The sequence below is a fragment of the Rahnella ecdela genome, assembly GCF_019049625.1.
GTDB classification, from domain to species: domain Bacteria; phylum Pseudomonadota; class Gammaproteobacteria; order Enterobacterales; family Enterobacteriaceae; genus Rahnella; species Rahnella ecdela.
Map to the genome: position 1 here is coordinate 1 of NZ_JAFMOY010000032.1, position 318 is coordinate 318.

At 55.0% G+C, this 318-nt stretch carries 1 protein-coding gene; it reads left to right on the top strand.

Going from position 1 to position 318, the window contains the following annotated elements; all coding sequences use genetic code 11:
• Positions 1-134: 134 nt before the first annotated feature.
• Positions 135-318: DUF4381 family protein (locus tag J1784_RS00140; RefSeq protein ID WP_217147569.1), on the top strand; the 184-nt coding region annotated here is incomplete at its 3' end.

The following is a 318-nucleotide window of genomic DNA, read 5'->3' on the forward strand; positions in this document are numbered from 1 at the left end:
TGCGCGATGAAATACAACAAAGCATTACCGCCCGTCTCGGCGCGCAGGAGAAAAAGCTGACAAGGCTGGGGATCCGCGTAAATCAAATTGTGGTGACTCAGGATTTAAACCGGCAGCTGCAAAGGGGGCTTTAAATGCTGGAAAAGGGATTTAGTGTACCGGACTTATTCCAGCCCGCATTGCCCGGGCGGTTTTCGTGGTTTCCCCTTCCTCCCGGCTGGTATGTTCTGGCGGCTCTGCTCGCTGCAATACTGCTGATTTTCCTGTTTTATCGTTTCGCCCGCTGGCGGCGTAATCTCTGGCGGCGCCAGGCACTGG